The 22,333-nt window shown below is 66.8% G+C and carries 23 protein-coding genes; 11 read left to right on the top strand and 12 right to left on the bottom strand.

All coding sequences use genetic code 11. The annotated features are described in order from the left end of the window. The first annotated feature begins 60 nt into the window (after positions 1-60). From A5784_RS27255 to A5784_RS27245, 3 genes are read left to right on the top strand one after another with little or no spacing between them, the layout of a single operon-like run. Positions 61-1,062: a WXG100 family type VII secretion target gene (locus tag A5784_RS27255; protein ID WP_064947981.1), complete on the top strand. Its 1,002-nt coding sequence runs from the start codon at positions 61-63 to the stop codon at positions 1,060-1,062. Next, the gene (locus A5784_RS27250) at positions 1,059-1,961 is read left to right on the top strand and encodes a DUF6777 domain-containing protein (protein WP_064947980.1); all 903 of its coding nucleotides are present in this window, start codon (positions 1,059-1,061) and stop codon (positions 1,959-1,961) included. The genes A5784_RS27255 and A5784_RS27250 overlap by 4 nt, the downstream gene beginning before the upstream one ends. A 31-nt stretch (positions 1,962-1,992) precedes the next feature. Further along, a complete protein-coding gene (locus A5784_RS27245) occupies positions 1,993-2,811 on the top strand; it encodes a hypothetical protein (protein WP_156750802.1) in 819 nt (272 codons plus the stop codon). 11 nt (positions 2,812-2,822) lie between these two features. Here A5784_RS27245 and A5784_RS27240 read toward each other — a convergent pair whose 3' ends face one another. From A5784_RS27240 to A5784_RS27225, 4 genes are read right to left on the bottom strand one after another with little or no spacing between them, the layout of a single operon-like run. Then, on the bottom strand, positions 2,823-3,722 hold the full coding sequence (locus A5784_RS27240; RefSeq protein ID WP_156750801.1) for a hypothetical protein: 900 nt from the start codon (positions 3,720-3,722) through the stop codon (positions 2,823-2,825). 5 nt (positions 3,723-3,727) lie between these two features. Next, a complete protein-coding gene (locus tag A5784_RS27235) occupies positions 3,728-4,993 on the bottom strand; it encodes a hypothetical protein (RefSeq protein ID WP_064948060.1) in 1,266 nt (421 codons plus the stop codon). Beyond that, positions 4,990-5,952: a PP2C family serine/threonine-protein phosphatase gene (locus A5784_RS27230; protein WP_232006259.1), complete on the bottom strand. Its 963-nt coding sequence runs from the start codon at positions 5,950-5,952 to the stop codon at positions 4,990-4,992. The genes A5784_RS27235 and A5784_RS27230 overlap by 4 nt, the downstream gene beginning before the upstream one ends. After that, positions 5,949-6,650, bottom strand: a complete 702-nt coding sequence (locus A5784_RS27225) for a vWA domain-containing protein (RefSeq protein WP_232006258.1) — start codon at positions 6,648-6,650, stop codon at positions 5,949-5,951. Before A5784_RS27225 ends, A5784_RS27230 begins: the two co-directional genes overlap by 4 nt. 208 nt (positions 6,651-6,858) lie before the next feature. On the opposite strand from A5784_RS27225, the gene A5784_RS27220 reads away from it, so the two are divergent. After that, complete coding sequence (locus A5784_RS27220; RefSeq protein ID WP_064947977.1) at positions 6,859-7,305, top strand: hypothetical protein; 447 nt, start codon at positions 6,859-6,861, stop codon at positions 7,303-7,305. Positions 7,306-7,360: 55 nt separating this feature from the next. Here the strand turns inward: A5784_RS27220 and A5784_RS27215 are convergent, their stop codons facing one another. Then, positions 7,361-9,055 (bottom strand): TROVE domain-containing protein, encoded by a 1,695-nt coding sequence (locus A5784_RS27215; protein WP_064947976.1) that lies wholly within the window; start codon positions 9,053-9,055, stop codon positions 7,361-7,363. Between the two features lie 471 nt (positions 9,056-9,526). Here A5784_RS27215 and A5784_RS27205 point away from each other — a divergent pair, with 471 nt between their 5' ends. Next, on the top strand, positions 9,527-10,429 hold the full coding sequence (locus A5784_RS27205; RefSeq protein WP_156750815.1) for a DMT family transporter: 903 nt from the start codon (positions 9,527-9,529) through the stop codon (positions 10,427-10,429). Here the strand turns inward: A5784_RS27205 and A5784_RS27200 are convergent. Beyond that, a complete protein-coding gene (locus A5784_RS27200; RefSeq protein WP_064947975.1) occupies positions 10,404-11,012 on the bottom strand; it encodes a TetR/AcrR family transcriptional regulator in 609 nt (202 codons plus the stop codon). The genes A5784_RS27205 and A5784_RS27200 overlap by 26 nt on opposite strands. A gap of 75 nt (positions 11,013-11,087) precedes the next feature. Between A5784_RS27200 and A5784_RS27195 the strand changes: the two genes are divergently transcribed. The 5 genes from A5784_RS27195 (at position 11,088) to A5784_RS27175 (ending at position 14,817) form a co-directional block, all read left to right on the top strand. Then, complete coding sequence (locus A5784_RS27195) at positions 11,088-11,840, top strand: SDR family oxidoreductase (protein ID WP_064948056.1); 753 nt, start codon at positions 11,088-11,090, stop codon at positions 11,838-11,840. Further along, positions 11,840-13,012, top strand: coding sequence for a Cmx/CmrA family chloramphenicol efflux MFS transporter (locus A5784_RS27190; protein WP_064947974.1), 1,173 nt, complete (start codon positions 11,840-11,842; stop codon positions 13,010-13,012). Before A5784_RS27195 ends, A5784_RS27190 begins: the two co-directional genes overlap by 1 nt. A 38-nt stretch (positions 13,013-13,050) precedes the next feature. Continuing rightward, positions 13,051-13,284 carry a hypothetical protein gene (locus A5784_RS27185; RefSeq protein WP_064947973.1) on the top strand — a complete coding sequence of 78 codons (234 nt, stop codon included), beginning with the start codon at positions 13,051-13,053 and terminating at the stop codon, positions 13,282-13,284. 96 nt (positions 13,285-13,380) lie between these two features. After that, positions 13,381-14,523 (top strand): inorganic phosphate transporter, encoded by a 1,143-nt coding sequence (locus A5784_RS27180; protein ID WP_082945112.1) that lies wholly within the window; start codon positions 13,381-13,383, stop codon positions 14,521-14,523. A gap of 9 nt (positions 14,524-14,532) precedes the next feature. Continuing rightward, positions 14,533-14,817, top strand: coding sequence for a hypothetical protein (locus tag A5784_RS27175; RefSeq protein ID WP_064947972.1), 285 nt, complete (start codon positions 14,533-14,535; stop codon positions 14,815-14,817). 36 nt (positions 14,818-14,853) lie between these two features. Here the strand turns inward: A5784_RS27175 and A5784_RS27170 are convergent, their stop codons facing one another. Next, on the bottom strand, positions 14,854-16,524 hold the full coding sequence (locus A5784_RS27170) for a DUF7937 domain-containing protein (RefSeq protein ID WP_064947971.1): 1,671 nt from the start codon (positions 16,522-16,524) through the stop codon (positions 14,854-14,856). A 209-nt stretch (positions 16,525-16,733) separates the two neighbouring features. Between A5784_RS27170 and A5784_RS27165 the strand changes: the two genes are divergently transcribed. Further along, positions 16,734-18,560 (top strand): DUF7159 family protein, encoded by a 1,827-nt coding sequence (locus tag A5784_RS27165; protein ID WP_064947970.1) that lies wholly within the window; start codon positions 16,734-16,736, stop codon positions 18,558-18,560. A 4-nt stretch (positions 18,561-18,564) separates the two neighbouring features. On the opposite strand, the gene A5784_RS27160 is transcribed toward A5784_RS27165, so the two are convergent. From A5784_RS27160 to A5784_RS27140, 5 genes are all read right to left on the bottom strand, one after another. After that, entirely contained in the window at positions 18,565-18,834 is a 270-nt protein-coding gene (locus A5784_RS27160; RefSeq protein WP_197514887.1) for a hypothetical protein, read from the bottom strand. Positions 18,835-18,959: 125 nt separating this feature from the next. Next, positions 18,960-19,391 carry an MmpS family transport accessory protein gene (locus A5784_RS27155; protein ID WP_082945097.1) on the bottom strand — a complete coding sequence of 144 codons (432 nt, stop codon included), beginning with the start codon at positions 19,389-19,391 and terminating at the stop codon, positions 18,960-18,962. A gap of 90 nt (positions 19,392-19,481) precedes the next feature. Beyond that, complete coding sequence (locus A5784_RS27150; RefSeq protein ID WP_064947968.1) at positions 19,482-20,222, bottom strand: gamma-glutamyl-gamma-aminobutyrate hydrolase family protein; 741 nt, start codon at positions 20,220-20,222, stop codon at positions 19,482-19,484. Continuing rightward, on the bottom strand, positions 20,219-20,938 hold the full coding sequence (locus tag A5784_RS27145; RefSeq protein WP_082945096.1) for a substrate-binding periplasmic protein: 720 nt from the start codon (positions 20,936-20,938) through the stop codon (positions 20,219-20,221). Before A5784_RS27145 ends, A5784_RS27150 begins: the two co-directional genes overlap by 4 nt. Further along, complete coding sequence (locus A5784_RS27140) at positions 20,935-22,311, bottom strand: glutamine synthetase family protein (RefSeq protein ID WP_064947967.1); 1,377 nt, start codon at positions 22,309-22,311, stop codon at positions 20,935-20,937. The genes A5784_RS27145 and A5784_RS27140 overlap by 4 nt, the downstream gene beginning before the upstream one ends. Positions 22,312-22,333 lie beyond the last annotated feature (22 nt).

Below are 22,333 nucleotides of genomic sequence, written 5' to 3'. Positions count from 1 at the left end.
CGGGGTGCAGGCCTATCCGTGTGTGCATCCCAGGGATGACGGCCCGGATGAGGAACTGAGATGACCGTTGACGGTGCGGACCCTGAACAGCTGCGGCTGGCAGCCAAGCAGCTCACGCAGGCAGCCGACCAATTGCAGGGTTCGGTCAAGAGCTTGGGCAGCGTGATCTCCAGCGCGTCGTTCTGGCGCGGGCCCGATTCCGACCGCTTCCGCTCACAGTGGCACGGCCAATCCGTGCGCTCGATCACCAACGCCGTCGACGCCCTGCATAACGCAGCAAACATCCTGCGGCGCAATGCCGATGAGCAGGACACCGCCAGCAAGGCTGACGGTGGCGGTACCGGTGGAGTGTCGAAAGCCGCGAGCGTCTGCTACAACCAGGCGCCGAAGGGGCTCAACGGCATGTGGAAGGAGGTCGGCGAGACCCCCAATGGGGGTGACATGTCGGGATACCGAGTGCAGAAAGTCGTGGACGGGCAAGGGCATGAGCGCTACATCGTCTACATCGGCGGCACCACCCTCAACCCCTTCGACCACCAGAGCTGGGGCGCGAACATCGATGCCATCAGCGGGAAGCCGGACGAGGCCCAACTGAAGGCACTTCAGCGTCTGATCCCCAAGGGGGCTGAGGTGATGCTGGTCGGGTACAGCCAGGGCGCCATCGACGCCCAGAACATCGCGGCCTCACACGCGCTCAATGTCCAGCAGATCGTGACGTACGGATCTCCCGTGCGCAACGACCTCAATGTATCGGCGGTACACCTCCAATACGGCCAGGACATCGTGCCCTCCTCGTCAGCCGTTCGTCCCGATCTGTGGAGCAACTCGGCAAGCAACGCGAACAACAACGTCGAGGTCTTCGCTTCGAAACCATCGCTGTTCACCGTCTTCGGCGCCGGAGAACACATGAGCGGCTACGGCGACCTCTCCCAAAAATGGGATGACGCCGCGAACAGCGGTGCCGACAGCCGCGCCGCGGGATCTGCCGAAGCGTTCCAAAAGTTTCAGGGTGACGTCGTCGATCAGGTGGACCTGAAGAATGACGGAAGCGGAAACTGGTGACCGATCGCTGGGTCGATCCGAATCAGCCGAGCCCGATCAGCCCGCGGGCACCGGTCATTCTCGCGGTGTCGGCCGTGGTCCTGACGCTCGTGGTGGTCGCGGCCCTGGTGGCAGTTCTGATATTCGCCTCCGACCGCAATTCGCCCCAGCCCACAGCCGGCGACGTCACCCTCATCAAGCGGAACGCACCGGTGGACGCCCCTTTCACCCGATCGATACTGGTCGTCCCCGTTGCTATTTCAGACCAGGCAGCGCAGAAGTCGACTGCGCTGCTACAACAGCTGGCGGTGCGCGCCGACCGGGGCGTGCGCCCGGTGTCCGGGCGCCAGAGCGACCTGTACGGAACCACCGGTCAGACCTCGCCGTGCGACGTGGTCACGCTGGCGAACTACCTGGACGCCGACGGCGCAGCAGCGCAGGCGTGGGGTCTGGCATTGGGGCTCAATCCTCAGCAGATCCCGTATTACCTCAACACCCTGACGGCGGTGGTGCTGATGGGTGACACCTGGGTGACCACGCACGAATTATCCGACGGTGCAGCTCATTCCGCCCAGGCGGTGCTGCAGGCAGGCACCGGGGTTCTGGTCGACCCGCTGGGAGTGCCCCGGGTGCATTGCGTGTCCGGTGCGCCGCTGACACCGCCCGCCAACAAGAACCTCACCGACTACCGGCTCAACGGCGACAAGTGGGACGAGTTTGCGCCGCAGACCGTGCTGGCGATCAACTACGCAGCGGCCGGCGGACCAGGCTCGGACGGCGATTTCACTCTCATCGACGTCACGTCCGGCCAGGAGGTGACGCGAAAGACCGGCGGAACCATCAACCTCGGAACGGCCACTGTCCCGCTCCCTGACCCCTCCGTGATGAACATTCCCCCCAGCCCGACGATGCCCGGATGAGCCCGAGCACCCAACGAAAACGGAGTCAACCGTGACCAATTACGCCTCCGGCGGTTCGAGCGATCCGCATGCCTCCTACCGCCGCCAAGCTTCTGAGCATTTCGGTAGCAGACAGCCCGGAGTGCCGGTACTGACCCTCGCGGGCGCCGCGGCCAGTGGGGACTTCGAGCATCAGGACATCGCGCTGCTCCCCGGCGAACAGTCGTTGTTCGCCGCGGACTTCACCGCGTCACCGATCCTGCGTCACATCAAGACCGGTGTGGTGGTCACCCACGATCGCGTCGTGATGCGCTATCCGCAGTACATTCTCGCGTTCATCCGCGTCGGGCACGCTGAATCAGCTTGCCCGATCCGCAAACTCAGCAAGGTGACGGTGGGCCGCACGCTGTCGCGCAGCCGCGTGTTCAAGGCCCTGCTGTTCGGTGGCGTCGGCGGCATGATGGCGATGTCTGGGCTCGCCTCGCTCACCATGTCCCTGATCGGGGGCCTGATGCTGCTGGTCGGTCTGGCGCTACTGGGGGTGGCGGCTTTTCAGCTCTGGATGGCTCGCAGCCTGGGCCTGACGGTCATCAATGACGGTGGTTCTGTGCTGCACGTGGATGTCGAAAAGGCTGAATACCAGGACATGGTTACCGCAGGCCAACTCATCCAGGAGCTGATGCTCGGCACGCCGACGGCCGCACCCAGTGCGCCCGCGGTGCCCGCCGACCTGCCGAAACCACCAGCTCCGCCGCGGCCCGCCCCGCAGCCGCGACCGGTGATGGTGGACCGCCCGGCAGCACCAGCCCCGCGCCCTCAATCTTCACAGCCGGTCAAACCTGCTGCACCGCCGTCGATCTGGCGCGCGTAGCGGCCGCCCGCTCAGTCGACTACGAACGAGAAATCCGCGAACTCCGCGGATCCGGCCCACACCCGGATCACCGGGCTACCGCAGCGCGCTCCGGTTGCGACACTGGACACCTGCTGCCCGTCCACGGACAGCGCATGTGCATTGGCATCGATGGCGATCTCGATATCGTGCCAATCATGATCAAGCCAGCCGGGCTGCAATCCGTGGTCAGTGTCGCTCGGGTAGTCGGCGGTGCGGAAACCCTGCTGGCCGAAGTCGAATTGGATGGCCGTGCCGTCGAGAGCTGCCGTGGTGGGGTCGCCCGGCGCCAGTGTGGCCAGCCCGATTCCGAATCCGCCCGCGACGCCGTCACTGTGCGATATGTCGCGGACTCGACCCGTCATTCGCAGATCGCATCGGGCAGGCCCCGGTTGGGCCAGTCCCGACCACTTGGTCCGCCAGGTGTCGGTGGTGTCGTGTGTGTCGAGGACGACCGAGCGGCCGTCGTCACCGAATTGAGCATCGATCCCACCGAACGCTGTCCAAGCGCGGAAGTCGACGTGAGCAGCTTGCGGGGACGGCCAGTCGGGACGGACAGTTCCGGACGGCGGCCCATCGGTCACCGGCAGTTCGTGGATCGCATGCCCGTCGTGTGAAACAGGCAGTACCACAGCAACAATCGCTGCCACGATGGCAACTACCACCAGCGAGCCGGCGGTCGCGACGACCAGTACCCGGTGTCGGCTCAGCCGGGAACCGGGTTCCGCTGGATGTCCGGTGCCGTCTTCATCTGTTGCGGTGTCAGAACGATCGTCCAGCCAGAACTGCCATCCCTGCGGCGCTGGGGGCCACTGCGGATCAGGCTGCCAGTCCGGCGTCGGCGACCATTCCGGTGCTACCGGCCAGCCCGGCGGTGGATTGAACCTCGTCACCACGCCTACAACCCGAACGTGGAAGTGCCACTGAGTATCGCCCACACAATGAAGCACGTGAGAACGACGACGATGGTGACCATGGTGGCCAATCCGATGAGGATGAGCTTGCTGCTCTGCGGCAGCTGTGCCCACGTGGTTTTCAGGCCGCCGGTCGGCGTGCCAGCGGGCTTACGCGCGGCGGGTCTGGCGGGGGGCGGCGGTGCGGGCCGCGAACCCTGCTTGCCCTGCTGACGGGCCCGCCGTTCCTCGTCGATCGCGCACCACGGACACGTCGGGGCGCCGACCGGAATCTGATGTGTCCCACGGGGGCACACGTCGACCTGCATCCTCAGCAGCGCGCCACGCCATTCCTCGGCGCTGGGCCGGGCGTGCGGGTTGTGCGCCCCGTCGGTGAAGGCCCGCACGAACAATCGTTGAATCTCGTTGGGCAGGAACGTCACCGGCGGAGCCAGGGGATGCGTCCGCAGTGCAGACCCGGGCCCGCCGGCCCAGCTGCCCGACCGGGCCAGGCTCAGGGCGTCTGGTTGCTCGCCGCCGGCAGTCCAAATGCCCCGCATGAACGGGTGATTGCCAGCCATCAGCAGTTGGTGGATATGTACGGCCAACGCGAACAGATCCGACGGTTTACCCCGAGGGCAGGCGCGTAGGTCGACACCCGCCAATTCGGGAGCGGTGAACTCGGGCCGCCCTACCGCGCAGAGAAACCGGCGTCCCGACTGGTCGGTGAACTGCATCGAATCGCAGTCCACCAAGGTGACCTCGGTGGTGTCGGAGACCAGGATGTTGCGCTCCTGAAAATCGCCGATGACCGCGTCGACGCGGTGTACCACCTGCACCGCCAGGCACAGGTTGGCCGCAGTGTTCACCAGATGTCCCCACGAGACCTTCCTGGTCCACTGCGGGGCCGACGGCAGCGGATCCTCGCGGTTGGTCGGGTTACTCATGGTGTGGATTTCCACAGCGGTGGTGGTGTCGATCCGCGGCATGACGAAGCCGACCGGTCCGTGATCGTCGACGAGTACCTGCGACGGCCAGGTCAACACGACAATTCCGTTGGGCTGCACCGCACCCGGCGGGGCGCCTTGGACCATCGCCGCCACCTTGTCGAGCTTGGACGGCAGACCTTTGAGGTCAGGATGGAATACCTTGGCGGCCCAATCCGGCCGTTGCGCAATCCCGTACACGGTGCCTTCACCGGCCCGTGCCAGCACCGGCGTCAGCGTGATGGGCTCTCCGGTCGCCAGCCGGACGCCTGCTGGATTCGTCATCGCCGCTGCCGCCTTCCCCACCAGTGTCGCTGCGCCGGTTTGGTCGAGAAGGGCTCGGTCGGGGCGTCGGTCCCGGCCGCCGGGAGTGGATCTGTCCGTCGCCCACTGTCGATGTGGTTCGGCGTGCCTGCCTGCGGCGGTGGGCTCGATTCGGTGACGGTCTTGCCGGCACGGTCGCCGGTATCGCGCAGTGCCGCCAGCACCATCGTCTTGTCGTCGCCGGTCTGATCGTCTTCGATGCCCGCCAGCATCGCCGCGAAACTCGTGCTGCCCGCGCCCGATCGCAGATGCTGCCAGCAGCCCCGGAAGAACGGCTCGTAGGCGTCGCCGGTGGCGATGTCGGTGATCTTGTAGCTCATTCCGTCGGTGCTGAGCGCAAACGCAGTCACATCGGTGCACACGGCGGTGCGCAACGACTCGTCCAGCGCATGGTCGGACTGGATGAACGATGTGGTGTTGGCGTACTCGTCCTTGCGCTCGATCAGCAGCGACTCGATCTGCTCGTCGTTCTCCACGGCGATCACGCCGTCACCCACCTGACCGAACACGGCCATATCCCAATTGGCCACCGCCACACACAATGTCGTGGACAGCAGCGATACATCGAGGCCCGCGGTGTGCGCGTGGCGCTGAACCCGTTGCAGCGCACCGTCGAACAACCACCGGAGCAGTCTCTCGGCATGCTCGGCCGTCGCCTTACGATAGCTATCGATGAACGCAGGCTGCAGCGCATCGCCCAGGACGCTCTGGCACGCAACATATGCGCCCCACGCCGACGTGCCGCTCACCGAGCCGGCCCCGTCTGCGACCGCTGCGACGACGAAATCCCCTGTGACGCCGTAACTGTAGGCATCGTCGCAGCCGAGACCGCGCTGCCGGTGCATCGACCCCGTCACCGAGGCGCCGCAGGCCGACCACCCGCAACCGGTCATCCGCTCACTGGAGCGGACAGCCGTCATGCGCTCGTCCACCCACTGACCGAAGGCAACGGAATCCGGTCGCTCATAGCGCCCAACGCATCATCGTTGCGGCCGAACTCCGAGGAATTCGACACGTTGCTCAACGAGGCCGACAACCATTCGAACAACTCCGCGTATTTCAACCCCTCCAACGGGGCGGGGCTGCGCTGCACCGAAAGACGGCTCAGCTGTTGATAGTCGACGCGCGGACCGGCGCCCACGGCGAATACGGTGACGCCCCTGGCCGATTCGGCGGCGTTGAGCCGGGCGACCGCGGCGTCGAAACCGTCGAGGTTCGGTTTGCCGTCGGTGAGCACGAGGATCCACGGCCGGTAGTACTGCAGCCCAGCGACCTTGTAGGCGTGCTTGCGGTCCTCGATGATGTCGAGAGCCAGGTTGATGCCGGCGCCCATGTTCGTCGTCCCCGAAGCGGTGAACGGCACGGGCTGCAACGTCCGCGCTTCCTGCATCGGCACCAGGACGGTCGCCACCGTCCCGAACGTCACCACCGCGACCTCGACGCGTTTGCTGGCCAGGGTCTCGTTGTGCAGGTAGTGCGTGAACGCGGCAAAGCCCCGCTCCAGTGCCTCGATGGGCTCGCCCTGCATCGAGCCCGACACATCGGCCAGCACGACGCACGCAACCCGGGGGTCGGGGTTAGCGTCGTTGAGCTCGACGGCCCATCCCCACTCGGACACCGGCGGACCTTTCTCCCATGCGACGGGTTGCTCGACGCATCCTCTCACCGTGCGCCGGGCCCGGCACACCGAACCCCGCAGGAAAACGCGGCCAGGCCCCGCATCGTTCAGCGTTGCACGCCCGGTACGTCGTCCGCGCGGCAAAATTGTCCGTCGAACGGACGACGACGCAATGGTCCTTCGCACCACGGCCCTAAAGTGAGCAGGTATGAGGCTTCTCTGCGCGGTCTTGGCCGCGCTGGCCCTGCTGACCGGGTGCACGACGGTGACGGCAGGTACGCCCACGATGGGGCCTGTCGACGACGAATGGCGCAATGCCGTCATCGACGCAGTGGTCCGGCTGGGCACCGCGCTGGGACCGGTGGGCGACGCGATGACCGGTGACGACTATCCGGCCCTGCAGTCGAGCTGCCGAGACCTGGGCACCTACCTCGACACGATGGAACGCGATGTCCTCCCTGGGCCCGACCCCAACGTCAACGCCGCGTTGCGCGACGGTATCGACGGCTACCGCGAGGTGGCCACCATGTGTGAGGCCTTGACTCCGGACAGCACCCCGGCCGACTTGCAGCGGCTCAGCACGGCCATCGACCGGGCCGACAAGCGGATCAAGGATGCGCTCAAGCTGCTCGGTGTGGAGATCCCGAAGCGCTGAGCCGACGACAGATCGGGGGTGGCGGTCGAAAACCGCCACCCCCGACTGCATTTCCCTAGACGTCGCCGCGGGAGAAGTCCGCCAGCAGCGTCGGCACCGCCGAGTCGAACCCGGAGATGTCGAGCTGACGCGGGTCGCTCGGATCGGCGATCGAGTTGCGGGTGGCCGTCATGGCGACGACCACCAGGCGCGCATCGATGCCCATCCGACGGCGATACTGCTCCAGCGCCTGGTGCGGATGGATGTTCCCGTACCAGGTTTCGTTGTCGGTGTAGATGTGGAACGTGTCCACCTCCACCCGGTGCTTGGTTGCCCAGACCATCGGCAGTGCGCAGTCCGTGGCACCCATCGGCAGCCCTTCGGTGTACCGGCACACGTCGTCGAGGCGACGACGCGGGCCGATATCCAGCTCGGTGACCGCAGTGTCCGGGTATCCGCGGCTGCCCGCGGTGAACCCGATGATCCGGTGCTGCGGCTCGGTTGCCGCGGTGACCATCGCCAGCGCGGACGACGCTTCCCGGCACGTCACCGGCAGACCCGACACCGGCATCGTCATCGAGCCTGAGATGTCCAGTGCCAGCAGCGTCCGCTTGTTCGCCGGCTGCACCGCCCCGTAGGCCGCGTAGAACGCCGCGTCGAGCGCATCGCTGATGCGTCCGACAGGCGTCCATGTGCTCTGACCACGGTCCCCGTGACCCGACGCGTAAGTACGCTGTGCCACAAGAACATTCACCGGGTGAACCCGCGCCCGCGCCAGCCGACCGGCGTCGGCGAGCTGCGTCGCCACCGTCTCACCGACGGTGCCGGCCAACAGCCCCAGCCGGGTCAGCCGCGGCAGCTGGCGCATCAGCGCCGTCTGCGGCATCCCACGTGCGATGAGCGCCTCCCACACCGCCGGCTCCGCCAGCGCCGCGTCGGGCAGCATCTCCCACGACAGACCGTTACCCCGATCGATGATCTCGACCCACCCCGACGGAGTCGTCGCGGCCTGCGCGTCCTCGAAGTCGGCGATGATGGCCAGCTCCTCGGGCACCACATCGGCGTGCAGCGCGGGGCGGACAGCGTTGCGCTGCCCGGCCTTGAGCTGCTCGTCGGTCAGCGGTACGACGGCCTCGGCGTAATCACCCAGGCCCTTGCCGACGGCCCAGTTGAACGCCATCCGGCGAGCCGGGTCGACGGTGCCCGACGGGCTTGCCAGCCGCAACAGGTCACGGTGACTCCACCCGCCGCGCCTGCGGTACTTCACCAGCTGGTAGGCCAGCTGATCGACGGGCCGCTCGGTGTACCACTGAGCGACCGCGCGACGCAGCGTCGGACCCCAACCGCGGAACTGCTCGACGTACCCGGCGAACAGAAACAGCTGAGTTCCGGTGCGCGCCACACGCGGCAGTGCCGCCAACGCGGCGCGCCTGCCCTCGACGTCATCAGCCGATGCCGCGATGGCCAGGGCGAACAGCGCAGGGTTGACCTTGGGCGCCCGCCCCGCTTCCGACACCGCCACGATGCGGTTCACCAGCCCGACCGGATCGGTTGCGGCGGCCCGCAACACCACCTCGGCGTTATCACGGGTGAGCTCGTCGCTACGGGTGTAGTACGTTCCGCCGTCGGTGCCCAGCGTCAGGAAGCGGTGCACCCGCGCCCAGTCGTCGACCGAAAAGGTGTAGCCGCCAGCGGCATTCAGCAGCTGCTCGGCCTTCGCTGCGCGCGACTGTGGCGTCCAGCGCAGGTTGATCGTCCTGAGAATGTCCATGGGGCTACTCCTTTCAGTGTTGCGTGCCGGACATGGAGCCGCGAGCGTGTGAGGCGCCGACCGGATACACAGCAGCCGAAACTGCTGTGCAAGGACTCGAACCTTTGAAATACGCCAGATAACCGACCGACTTCCGGCCCGCGGCAATGAAGTTGTGCGCCAGCGGATGTGGGCGTGTGAGGGGTCAACCGATATAAAGCGCTCTACCCAGACTGAGCTACCGCCCCTAGTGGGGCGGGCGGGATTCGAACCCGCGACATCTCCATCCGAAGTGGTAATCGATCGACGTCCGGCTCACATCACCGGCCCGCAGAACGCTACGCGGGCAAACATGGGATCGCTACCGATTATTCGATGACTCGCAATTTTGCCGTGCGCCAATCGAATCCGCGCACCTCATCGCGGCTTGGTCGGATGGTCCGCGTAATTGCGATGCGCGGAGCGCCTGCCCGTTTCTACCATCGGGCGGTGATGCTCAACGTCGTCCGTGGATTCACTGCGATCGCGCAGCGGCCGGTGCCGGTCGCGGCCGCAGGTGCGCTCGGGGTGTCGACGTCGGGCTTGTTCGTGGCACTGTCGAGCACCTCGCCGGGCACCGCGTCGTTCTTCCGCTGCGCGTTCGCCCTCCCGCTGCTGGTGCCGCTCGCGATCGCCGAACGACGCCACCGCGGAGCACCTACCACTCGTCAGCATGGCTGGGCGGCCGCCGCGGGAGTTCTGTTCGCCGCGGACGCACTGTTGTGGACGCAGGCGATCTACGAGGTGGGCGTGGGGTTGTCTGCCGTGCTGGTCAACACCCAGGTGGTGATGGTGCCGCTGCTGGCCCGGTTGATCGACCGGGAGCCGCTGAGCGCTCGGTTTGTCGCACTGTTGCCGGTCATCGTGCTGGGCACAGTGCTCACCGGCGGCGTCTTCGAATCCGGTGTGGCGGGGACGGCGCCCGTCGCCGGGACGATACATTCCACGTTGGCCGCGCTGTGCTACTCGGCGTTCCTGTTCCTGCTCCGCCGCGGCGGCCCGGACCAACCCCCGGTCCAGTCGTACGTGACGATCATCGGGTCGGCAGCGTGCGCCGCCCTGGCCGGTGGCGCCCTGTGGTGGGGTGGCGTCGCCCTGACACCGGGCTGGGGGCCTGCGGGCTGGCTTGCGCTTACTGCGATCTGCGGCCAGGTTCTGGGCTGGCTGCTCGTCGCGCTGAGCAGTCCGCTGCTGCGGGTCGAAGTCAGTTCTGCTCTGTTGCTTTTGACACCGGTCGGCGCGCTCCTGCTGGCCGCCATATGCCTCGGGCAGGTGCCTTCGGTATGGCAGGCCATCGGGTGCGTCCTCATCCTGGCAAGCGCCTACCGGATTACCGCTCAGGCGCCGGCGACGTGACGGTGAGGTCGACGGCGACCGCGGCGAGCTGATCGAGCTTTGCGCGAGATACGCCGTCCCTGGCCTGTTGGGCGATACCGCTGAGCACCGCCATCACGTAGCGGCCGAGGGCCTCTGGATTCACGTCGGCGGCAATCCGGCCGGCATCGATGTCGGCACGGACCTTGTCGGCGAACTGCGCGACCTTACGTTCACGGATGCTGCGCATGGCTCGCCGCACCGCGGGATCAGGGGTGCCCGCATCCCCGCTGACCACCAGACAGCCCGTGGGAAGGCCGCGACGGGTGTACCGTGCGGGCGCTTCGGTGAAGATGCGCACCGCAGCGAGCCGCGCGGTCGGCTCTTCAGCGAGGGCAGCGTCGATGAATCCGCCGTACACGCGGTCGTATACCTCGACAGCCTCGGCGAACAGCTGCTGCTTGCCACCGAACGTGTTGTAGAGGCTGGGCGCCGCGATGCCCAGCTCACAGGTCAGATCACGCACCGACGTGGCCTCGTAACCATTGGTCCAGAACATCCGGATCGCTTTATCCAGCAGCATGTCCCGATCGAATGATCGCGGACGCCCGCGTGTCGTCGTCATCCACTCATTTTATAGCGATCGTTTCAAAATGTGCTAGCGTCGATTTATGTAACGTCCACTAAAGAAAGGATGAGCATGTCAACGCTGACAGGAAAGACGGCAGTCGTGACCGGGGGCGGCCGCGGGATCGGACGCGCGATCGCTCAGCGTCTTGCCGCCGACGGGGCCCGGATCGGCGTACATTTCGGCACCGGCGCAGATGCCGCCGAGCAGACCGTCCACCAGATCCGCGAGACCGGAGGATCAGCGTTCTCGTTCGGCGCGAAACTCGGCGAACCCGGTGATGCGCAGCGATTGTGGACAGCATTCGACGAGCACGCCGACGGCGTCGACATCTTGGTCAACAATGCAGGAATCCTCGGCACCCGCACCTCTTTCACCGACCTCACCCGCGAGGAATACGAGAATGTGTTCGCCGTCAACACCACAGCGCCGGTATTCGTCGTGCAACACGGCTTGACTCGACTGCACGACGGCGGACGAATCGTCAATCTCTCCACCCGGTTCACCCACGGGATGCGGATCCCCGAACTGCTGACGTACGCGATGTCGAAGGCCGCGATCGACGCCTTCACCGCCACGTTGGCCAAAGATCTTGCGCCCCGGGGTATCACGGTCAATGCAGTCGGGCCGGGCAGCGTCGACACCGACATGAACGCCGCGCGGTTGGCCACCCCCGAGGGCCGCGCCGCCGTAGCGGCACAGTCGCCGTTCAACCGGGTCGCTCAGCCGGCGGAAATCGCCGACATCGTGGCGTTCCTCGCCTCCGACGATGCGCGATGGGTCACCGGCCAGTGGATCGATGCGACCGGCGGGTCGATGCTCTGATGCCTGCCGCAGTCTGGTTGATCGGATTCGCCATCTTCGCCCAGGGCACAAGCGAACTCGTCCTCGCCGGCCTGCTACCGGGGCTCGCAGCAGACCTGTCGGTGAGCATTCCGCAGGCAGGCCTGCTCATCTCGGGATTTGCGCTCGGGATGCTCGTCGGCGCTCCGGTGCTCGCGATCGCGACGCTGCGGTTGCCGCGCAGGCTCACGATGCTGGCCTTCCTCGCGGTGTTCATCGGCGCCCATATCGTCGGTGCGCTGACGAGTGACTACGCCATCCTGTTCACCACCCGCTTCGTGGCAGCGTTCGTCTACGCCGGGTTCTGGGCCGTCGGCAGCAGCGCCGCCATGGCCGTGGTTGCCCCGGATTTGCGTGGTCGGGCGATGAGCATCGTGGCCGGCGGGCTGACCGTGGCCATGGTGATCGGGCTGCCGACAGGCACCTGGATCGGCGAGCATCTGGGCTGGCGCGGAACCTTCTGGGCGATCACCGCACTGAGTGTCGCGGCAGGCGTGGCGATCCTGTTCGGGGTACACGACAGGCGACCTGAGGCGCCCGCCCGCGCATCGTCGGAGATCCGCGGGCTTGCGACACCCAGGCTCTGGCTGTCCTACAGCATGACGGCGGTGTCGACCGCTGCGCTGCTGGGGACCTTCTCCTATCTCGCCGCGATGTTGACCAGCACCACCGGACTGGACCCACAGTGGGTGCCCTTCGTGCTGCTGACCTACGGCGTCGGATCGGTGATCGGCATCGTCGTCGGCGGCAGGATCGCCGACCGCCGACCGCTCGGGGTACTCGCCGCCGGGTTCACCGGACTCCTCATCGCCTCGGTCTTCATCGCGGTGACGGCATCCCACGTCGCCCCGGTGGTCGTCGGTGTATTCGTCCTCGGTATTGCCGGTTTCGGCACCAATCCGGTGCTCAACTCGCGGGTGGTCGGCATCGCACCGGCAGCACCGACGCTGTCGATGGCGGGCAACGTCTCCGCGTTCAACTTTGGCATCAGTGCCGGGCCATGGCTCGGCGGCATCGCGATCAGCGCAGGCCTCGGGTACCCCGCCGTGGCATGGATCGGTGCCGCGCTCGCCGTGGTGGCGCTGGCGCTGCTGACCGGTGAAGTGCGCAGCACCGGAGCCAATCGTGATGAGCGCCAGCCTGTCTCGGTCTAGCCGTACGCTGGAGGGCGATCACACGTCCCGCCGAAAGGATGCCTGCAGTGGCCAAGAAGCGCTGGAACGACCTGTCCCCGACCGCCAAGGTGGCCATCGTCGGGATCGCCGCGGTGGACGCCGGCCTACGGGCCTGGGCCTTGCGCGACCTGGCAGGCCGCGACGCCACCCATGTCAACGGCCCCAAGTGGGCGTGGGGTGCTGCGCTCGGACTTCTCAGCAGCCCGGGTGTGGTGCCCATCGTCTACCTGGCGGCTGGCCGCAAGTCCTGAGCGAAAGCCAGTCAGACTCCGCCGAGTGCGATGGTGATGCAGCCCTCGGCCAGCTAATTAGGCTTTCACACCATTGTTGTTCCACAATTGTTCACCGTGTCTTTACAGTTCCTCCTGCTTTGCATCGTGGTGATCACGGCCCTGATATTCGATTTCACCAACGGATTTCATGACACCGGCAATGCGATGGCGACGTCGATCGCCAGCGGGGCACTGAAGCCACGGACTGCTGTCGGGCTCTCGGCGGTGCTCAATCTCGTCGGCGCGTTCCTGTCCACCGCGGTGGCCGCGACGATCGCGAAAGGCCTGGTCGACGCCCATCTCGTCAGCCTGGAGCTGGTGTTCGCGGGCCTGGTCGGCGGGATCGTCTGGAACTTGTTCACCTGGCTGTTGGGCATCCCATCGAGCTCGTCGCACGCCCTCATCGGCGGCATCGTCGGCGCCATGATCTCCGCGGTCGGCGGGCACGGCGTGATCTGGCGCGGACTGGTGTCGACGGTCATCGTGCCTGCCGTGCTGTCCCCGCTCATCGCGGGTGTCGTGGCGGGTATCGCCAGCTGGCTGGTCTACCGGATGATCCGCGGCCTGCCCGAGGACCGCACCACCGCCGGGTTCCGGTACGGCCAGATCGGGTCGGCGTCGCTGATCTCACTCGCCCACGGCACCAACGACGCCCAGAAGACGATGGGCATCATCTTCCTGGCCCTCATCTCCTACGGCGCTGTCGACCAGGCCGCGACGATGCCGCCGTTCTGGGTGGTCGTCGCATGCGCGATCGCGATCGCCCTTGGCACGCTGTCCGGCGGTTGGCGCGTCATCCGCACCCTGGGCAAGGGTCTGGTCGATACCGCGGCCGCGCAGGGCATGGCCGCCGAATGCTCTTCGGCTGCAACGATTCTCCTGTCGAGCCATTTCGGCTACTCCCTGTCGACCACGCACGTCGCCACCGGATCGATCCTCGGCAGCGGCGTCGGCAGACGCACCGAGGTGCGCTGGAGCGTCGCCGGCAAGATGGCCACCGCCTGGCTGATCACGCTGCCTGCCGCGGGCCTGGTCGGCGCGCTGACCTACTACCTGGTGCACGGAATCGGCGGATTCTTCGGCCCGCTCATCGGGTTCCTCGTGCTCGTCGGGTCGGCGGTGCCCATCTGGATCAAGTCGCGCAAGCCACCGATCGACCACAACAACGTCAACGACGCCTGGGAAGGCAGCCTGACCGGCACGGTCGAGGCGAAGTAGGGAATTCACATGAACCACTGGATCAATCTCGTGGCCGTCGGCAAGATCCTGCTGTTCGGCCTGGTATTGGGCGCTGCGGTGCCGACCCTGTTCGCCCTCGGCGTGCGGCTCAACATCACCGCCACGGCCGACGGCCGGTCGAACTCGGGTCGCGCGCGGCTCATGATCGGCCTCAGCTGGGCGATCTTCGCGCTGGTGGTGGTCGTCGTCATCACCGGCGTGCTGTTCATCGCCAACAATTTCATCGGCTACCGCACCGGCGTCTACCTGTTCGGCAACGGGTCGCACAAGTAGTCGGCCCGGCGCTCGTCGGGATGGTTCCCCGTCTGACTAGCTGGGGCGCGACTGACCGTCTGACGGCGGCGGCCATCCTGAGCTGGGACGACGCTGGATGCGCAGGGTTGTGGTCGGTGTCTGCAGCTGGGTGGTCGGCGCGACGGGCAGCACCGTCGTCGAATCGTCGCGCAAACGCGCGATGCGTGGCATGGCCGCGGCCTGCGGCTGACGCGCCATCGTCGGGGGCGCGGACACATCGGCGGCGGACGTGGGCGGTGCCACCGGTTTCGCCGGCTTGGCGCCCCGCGCGTCGCGCCGGACCAGGTAGCCGGCCAACGGGCCGGTGAACAGCATGACGGCCAGCACGGTGAGGCTCAGCACGCACACGGCGACATCGAAGGTGCTGGTGATCTGCTGGGCCAGGTTGTTGCCGTAGATCGCCGCGGGCGCCGCTGCGGCGTACCGGGGTGCCAGGGCAACGCCGATCGCCACGTCTGCGACGGTGAAGACGAACAACACTGCGCTGAACGCGGCGGTCACCGTCGTCGAGACGACGCCCTTACCCAGCTGCCGGTGCACCCACCGCGCGACGAACCCGGTGACGAGGCTGAACACCGTCATCGCCACGCTGTCGTAGAGCGCACGCGGAAGGTCCAGTGACAGCGCGATCACATAGTCGACGACCCGCAGCACCGCGGCGGCGAACGACCAGAACGCGATGAGCGTGAGGCACTTCTCCGCGGCACCGCGGTAGGCGCCGATGGTGGGTGGCTTGATCAGCAGAACCGCGTACAGCGTCGTCGGTGCCACGATCGCGGCGGCAGCAGCCCAGGCCAGGTAGCCCTCGTATCCCACTGCGGCAGTCGAGGTGTTCTCCGCGATGCCGTGAAACGCGTCGATGTCACGGCCGACGCTCAGCAGCCACACCAGCGTCGCCGCAACGGCACCCGAGAGACCGATGGCGGTGGTGGCCAGCCGGGCCGCGGCAGTGCGCTCGGTCAGCCAGCGCGAGGCGATGACCAACGCGATCATCGCTTCGGCGCCGTAGAGCAGTGTCGTGACGATCACGGCGACGTCGTGGCCGCCGAAGGTCACATCGGTGACGAACAAGTACCGCAGCCGCCAGTACAGGTTGAACGCGACCGACAGCGTCGCCAGCGCGATCGAGATGAAACCGATGACCCGCGCCACCGCATACCAGCGACGAAACTTGTTGTGCTCAATGGTGATCGACGTGATGGGCGGCTGCGCCGCGAGCAGCGCGCCCGCGACACCCAGCAGCATGCCGGGGCCGACTCCGGGCGGCACGGCACCGGTACCTCCGCCGTGGACCGTCTGCACCAGATGGAAGACCACGAACCCGATGACCACGACGAGGTAGGCGACGCTCAGCAGCAGCCGGATCCCTGCGGTTCGCCGGACATCCGGTTGCGCTGAGTTGAGCCGCAACGGTCCGAAGTGCGGGGCGATTGCGGCAGCGACCGCGAGCAGCGTCACGACGGCCAGCACGACGAACGTCGTCGCGTCGCTGTCCGGCACGCCGACGCCGAATTCGAGATTCCACGGGAGCAAGAGCGCGAGGGCGAGCAGCGCGACGGCGACCGCGTCACGCACCCTGTTGGCCCGGCTCGGGACGTAGCCGACACGGGGGGACCGCGCCACGACAGGTGCAGCCGTGGTCGCCAACTGGACTGTGGCGGACGCGTCGTAACGCTGGTCGCTCAAGTACCGATTCCCTTCTAGGAGTGACGTCGCAAGACGATTCAACCAGCGTGCTCACTTTTGCTCTGGCGCACAAGCAGTGGCGACCGTGATGGTTTTCATCCAGCCGGGCCCACCGAGGCTGTGCGGTAGCTTTGAGGAGTCGAAAAGCGCAGCACGGGGCACGAAGCGTCGTACGCCCAACATATGCGCGAGATGAGGAGTGGTAACCGGTGGACGTAGTCCTCGGGGTGGCAGTCGCCGGACGGGTTGCCCGTCTGGCGATGGTCGGTTCGCCCGCCAGTGGCGGCCAACTGTTGGACCAGTACGCGCTGGACCTGTCCGACGACGCGATGGCGGAACTGGCCGACACCATCATCGGGACCTACCGCGAGGTGACCGAATCGGGTAACCGGGTCGCCGCGACCCGGTTGTGCCTGCCCGACCCGTCGGCTGCTGACACCCTGCGTCAGCGGGTGGCCGCCGCCGGTGTGCAGAACGTCGAGGTGGTGGCCGAGGCCGAGGCCGCGGCGGCACTGGCCCGCAGCGCAGGCGCCGACGCCGCGCTGCTGCTGGCCGACGACGACACGGTGTCGCTGACCGTCGTCGGTGAAGACGAGCAGTCGACGTCCACGCTGGCATCCGTGCCGATCGGAGCCGCCGGCGCGGCCGTGGCGTGCGCGTCGGTCTTGCAACACATGCCCGCCGCGGCGACCCCGATGCGGGTGATGCTCGTCGGCCAACGCCTGGACCTGGATTCCGTAGCCGCAGAACTGCGTTCGACTGCTCCCGTCGAGGTGGCACCTGATGCCGGTTACGCGATCGCGCGCGGCGCGGCCCAGACCGCCGACGGCTCGGGATTCGCCCCGGCCGGGGCGTCGACACAGATGGCCCCTGCGCTCGACGCGACGCAGATGGCGCCTGTTGGCGATGCGACACAGATGGCACCGGCTGCCGGCGATGCGACTCAACTGGCGCCCGCAGCAGGCGACGCCACACAGATGGCGCCTGCAGGCGCACGGACCGAGGGGGCTGTCGGTCCGGATCTGGCCTACTCGCAGGAGGCCGGCGAGGGGCCGTGGGCCGACGAGATGCCCATGGAACCACTGGGCGAGTTCGTCCCCGAGCAGGAGGACGAAGCGGAGTACACGACGGTCATCGCGCCGCCGGCGCCGCGGATGCTGCTCATGGGCAGTGCCGTCATGTTCCTGGTGATCAGCTTCGCCACCCTGGCCGTCACCGTCGCGATCAACGTCCGGCCCACAGCCGACGTGGCCGCGCAGCCGGCGCCTCCCACGCAGGCGAACACGGTGCCGGGCCGCTACCTTCCGCCGGTCCCCCACCAGGCGGACCCGGTGGCCTTGCCGGTCTCGGTTCTGACCCCACCACCTGCGGCCCCGGTCGTGCCGAACGTGCGTAGCAATGATCAGCCGGTTCAGGTGCCGTCCAATCCGGTGCCCGCGGCGCCCCAGCCCGCGCCGGCTCCCCCGCCCGTCGAGGTTCCGCCTGCCCCGGTCCCGGTGCCGATTCCCGCGCCGATCCCGGTGCCCATTCCGGTTCCGCCCCTCGTGCCGCCGTGGACGCCACCGTGGACGTTCCCGACCACTCCGACGACTCCGCCGACGACCACGACGACGGCGCCGACCACCACGACCACGCCACCCACCACAACCACCACCCCGCCGACGACCACGACGACCGTGCCGACGACGACCACAACAGTCCCGTCAACCTCGACTCCGACGGAGCCGTCGACACCGACACACACCGTGACGACGACATCCGCGGCGCCCGTGACCCCCAAGGATGAGCCGACCTACACCGCCCCGTCGACACCGGCGTACACGGCGCCCGCCTACACGCCGCCGGCCCAGCAGCCGACACATGAGGCCCCGCAGACCACGGTCTACCAGCAGGAGCCGGCGTATGGCGGCGGGTCGTCGGGATCGTCCGGCAGTGGCTCGTCAGGGTCGTCCGGCGGGTCCTCCGGTGGTGGAAGTTCGAGCGGCGGTGGGCATTCCGGCGAATCGCCGGTGACCACGGTGCCCGTCAGCCCGTAGCCCCTCAGTAGTCGTGATTGGGGCACGCGACGTCGACGTACACCGTGACGAACGTCCCCGGACCGGGCTTCTGGTTGCTGGGGTTGTTGACGCCGGTCACCCAGCACTCCGACAGCGGCTTGGTGTCGAATCCGTTGGTCCAGTTGATATGCACGGTGTAGCCCTGCGCCTCAAGATCGCTGATGACATCGTCGGCGCCCGCTGACGCGATCGGCGACGTCACGAGTGCGGCGGCGCCCAGTAGCAATGGGGCGCACAGCAACCAGATTCGCATCATGACCTCCATGATCCGCGTGCCGGGTGAGAATGCCCAGTCGGTTCTTTACTGCGCCGAATTCTTAAGTGGCCCACCGTATATCGTTCACGTCGCCATCCGGATCGATTCGATACCTACAGCGCTTACGGTCGGGTGTATGTGCAGTGCGCAGTCCCGGCAGGCTGCTCGGTCACCACCTGGCCGTTGAGAGTAATCCGGCAGCCCGCGTTGTCAGCGCCTACGGCAACCACTTGAAGCAGTTGCACATCGGGTCCGACGGTGATGGTGCGCTGCCATGGCAGCGGCGCGTCATACACCCGATCAGTCGGCGGGTCGGTATCGATGGTGATCGCCGTTCCCGAGCCGGTGACCTCGAAGAGAACCGTCGCATCAGCTGCGGCAGCGGGCGATTGAGATGGACTCGATTCGGGCGCTTCCGCAGGTGTGGACGCGGGTGCCTGTGCAGGTGTGGGTTTGGCCTCGTCGGCCGACTTGTGGCAGCCCGCCGCGGTGAAGGTCAGGGCTGCGGCGGCGATGGCCGCAGGCAACATGATGAGACGCCTCGAGACTGGCATCCAACCACTGTGCGGCAAACCTTGGCGAAATGCGCGGAAACAGCAAATTGGGAACGAGGACGTTGGGAACGAGGACGCCAGCCGCGCGTTCTACCTCAACGCGTCGGCGAGGGCCGTCGAGGAAGAGGAAGGGGCGCCCTGGCGTCGGCGATCCTGGGCGGCAGCGATCACCGAATTGAACAGTCCCTGCTGATGTGCGGCGGTGTCGGCGTCGTCTTCGGGATGCCACTGGACCGCGAGTACGGGGGCGTTGGTGTGTTCGATGACCTCGATGCAGCCGTCGACAGCGCGGCCCGCCACCCGCAGACCCGCACCGAGTCGGTCGATCGCTTGATGGTGATACGACGACACCTCGAACTCGTGACCTCCCATCGCGACGGCGGTGGCGCAGCCGGGGGTTAGGTTCACCTCGTGCATCGAATTGCGATGTGGCACAGTCGTTTCAGTCAAGTGCTGGGTGAGTGAGCCGCCCAGGGCGACGTTGAGCACCTGCATGCCTCGACAGATCGCCAGAAACGGGATCTGTAGGTCCAGGAGCACAGCGGCAAAGGCGAGGTCGTAGGCATCCTGAACGGTGTCGCTACTCTCGGTCCGCTCATCGCGGTCCTGCCCGTACGTGGCCGGGTCCAGATCGGCGCCACCGGGAATGACTGCGCCGTCGGCGTAGCGCAGTCGTTCGCCGATGACGTCACCAGGGGGAAGCAGATACGGGTCACCGCCCGCGCGGAAGATCGCGTCGCAGATCTTGTCCGCGGCGACGACTCCCGAGCGACGGAGCCCGGCGATCTTCGGTGAGCGGATCGCAGGCACCGCGATGAACGGCCTGCTCATCGCGATCCGCCAACCACATCGTCGTGCAGTGGGAATGCCAAATTCGGCATCCAGTGCTGCCACACCTCTTCCAGGCTGCCGTCCGAGATCGATTCGCGCAGAGCACCGTTGAGTTCGTCCCGCAAGGCCTCGTTGCCCTTGGCGACCGCGACGCCCCATCGGTTGCGGGTGGCGATGGTGAATGCGACTTTCAGGTCGGGTTCGTCGCCGACGGGCACGAGTGCGACGTCGTCGTCGACAAAGCCCTCGATCGTGCCTGCCCGCAGCGCGGCGATCATGTCCCCGAAGACGTCGTCGGTACCCTCGAACGGCACGGTCACCGCGCCGGGGAAGGTGCTGGCCAAGGCCATGTTGGTGCTGCCGGCGATGGCCCCGATGCGTTTGCCGCCGAGGTCGGCGACGGTGGTGATGTCCGCATCCGCGCGCACCAGCAAGGATTCGTCGAATACGGCGTAGGGATCGGTGAAGTCGACCAGAGCCGCCCGCTCGGCGGTGATGCCCTGGCCGCACCAGATCGCGTCGCCGCGACCGTCATTGACGGCTGGGATCATGTCCCCCCAGCTGGTGACGACCCACTCGACGGGACGTCCCAGTTTCGCGGCGACGATGTCGGCGGCCGAGGGTTCGTATCCGCGGCGGGTACCGTCAGGTTCGGCCTTCTCGAACAGCGGTGGTGCGGACAAATCGACACAGATGAGGCGCAAGGGCTGGTTCACAGATACTCCAAGTACATTTCGCGGTCGAAATCGGTCACGGCGCCGCATGCGCGGGCCCATTCGTCGAACTTCACCTCGGCGTACTGGTCGGCGAGTTCGGGTGAGAACGCCCCGCGAATGACGGGGTTGCTGTTGAACTGCATCACGGCATCACCGAGCGTCAGGGGTAACTTGGCGTGCCGGGCCTGGCCGTCGTAGCTGCTGCCGACCTGCGGTTCGCCTGGATCGGTGGCGTTGTCGATGCCGTCCTTCATCGCGGCGAGCAGCGCGGTGTGCGACAGGTAGGGGTTGACGCTGGCGTCGGGCACTTTGTATTCCAGCCGCCCGATCGCGGACAGGCGCACGGTGCACGTCTTGTTGTCCATTCCCCAGTTCACCGCAGTCGGCGCGAACTGCCCACCGTCCCAGAATCGCTTGTAGGAGTTCACCGTTGAGGCCATGATCGCGATTGATCCGGCGGCGTGGGCAAGCACGCCACCGAGTGCGTGCAGGCCGACCTTGGTCAGGTGCAGGTCGCGGCGGCCGGGCTCGACGAACACGTTCTCCTCGTCGTTCCAGAGGCTGACATTGTGATGGCAGCCGTTGCCCATCGAGCCTTGAGCGGGCTTGGGCATGAAGCTCGCCTTGATGCCGTGCTCGCGGGCGACCTGATGGCAGATCTGGCGGTAGGTGATGAGCCGGTCGGCGGTAAGCACGCAGTCGTCGAACAGCCAGTTCAGTTCCAGTTGGCCTGGATCTTCGTAGTCACCTTCGATCATGTCCAGGCCGAACTCGCGGGCGTAGGTGATGACGCTCTTGTAGATCGGCCGCATGAGTTCGAGATTGGCGGTCTGGTAGGCAGCGCTGCCGCCGGGTCGCACTGGGACATCCATTCCTGGTCCATACCAGGTCATTTCGGGTTCGCAGCCGCTCTTGAGGACGAAGCCGGTGTCTTCGGTGAACGCGGCGTGGGCACGCTTGAGGGTGGCACGCGTGTCCAGGCCGAGGTAGCTGCCGCCGACGTTGGCGATGTGGTCGGGCTCGTAGGCGGTGCAGAGGAATCGGGCGACCGAGGTGTCCCAGGGTAGGACGGCGAAGGTGTCCAGATCGGGGATGGCGGTCAGCTCGGCAGCGTCGACTCCCCCGCCGAGCAGGCGGCCTGTGCGGTCGCTGTGCAAGTCGGTCATGGCGGTGCGGTGGAACTGGACGCCTTTTTCGAGGTTGCGTCGAAGATGTTCGGCGGGAACGACTTTGGCGACGGTGCGGCCGGTCAGGGTGACCAGCTGGTAGTAGAGGTATTCCACACCGCGGTCTTTCATCGCCGTTTCGATGTCGGCGATGCGGGAGTCGGTGGTGTTGACGTGGCGGTGCTGGTCGAGCGCTGTGGTGGTCATGTCGGTTCCTGGTGTTCTGGAA

This window comes from Mycobacterium sp. 852013-50091_SCH5140682, assembly GCF_001665685.1.
Taxonomy (GTDB): Bacteria; Actinomycetota; Actinomycetes; order Mycobacteriales; family Mycobacteriaceae; genus Mycobacterium.
This window is presented reverse-complemented; position numbering and strand designations above follow the sequence as displayed.